This window comes from Burkholderia sp. IMCC1007, assembly GCF_027257875.1.
Taxonomy (GTDB): Bacteria; Pseudomonadota; Gammaproteobacteria; order Burkholderiales; family Burkholderiaceae; genus Burkholderia.
In genome coordinates this window covers 1-551 of sequence record NZ_JAPVQY010000138.1, presented here as the reverse complement: position 1 = coordinate 551, position 551 = coordinate 1, and the positions used below count along the sequence as shown (strand labels likewise).

General features: G+C 69.1%; 1 protein-coding gene and 1 pseudogene. Both read right to left on the bottom strand.

What is annotated here, in order from left to right; all coding sequences use genetic code 11:
• Window positions 1–432: response regulator (locus O1Q03_RS39935; RefSeq protein ID WP_269511648.1), on the bottom strand; the 432-nt coding region annotated here is incomplete at its 3' end.
• Window positions 429–551: pseudogene (locus O1Q03_RS39930) on the bottom strand (chemoreceptor glutamine deamidase CheD); the annotation flags it as partial. The gene O1Q03_RS39935 and the pseudogene O1Q03_RS39930, both read right to left, overlap by 4 nt.

Sequence of the window (551 nt, the reverse complement as noted above, 5' to 3'; positions counted from 1 at the left end):
CGGCTGCGGCGCCTGCCGCACGCGGGCGCGCGACGCCGCGCGAATCTTGTCGGCGAGCTTTTCCGCGTAGTCGAGCATGCCGTCGCGGATCCCGACGCGCGGCTTCGTCACGAAATCCACCGCGCCGAGTTCGAGCGCGCGCAGCGTGATCTCCGAGCCGCGCTCGGTCAGCGACGACACCATCACGACCGGCATCGGCCGCAGCCGCATCAGCTTCTCGAGGAAGTCGAGCCCGTCCATGCGCGGCATTTCGACGTCCAGCGTGAGCACGTCCGGGTTGTGCTGCTTGATGAGCTCGCGCGCGACCAGCGGATCGGGTGCGGTCGCGCACACCGTCATGTCGGGCTGGCTGTTGATGATCTCCGTCATCAGGCTGCGAATCAGCGCCGAGTCGTCGACGCACAACACTTTGATCTTCTGCACTGCGGTCATGCCTCCTGCTTTCTCGAAAGGTTGGCCGCATACGGGCTGCCGGGATTGCCGCTCGCCGCCGGCGCACCGCCCGCACCGCGCGCGCCGAACAGCTCGATGCGCGGCCGCGCCGGCGGCGG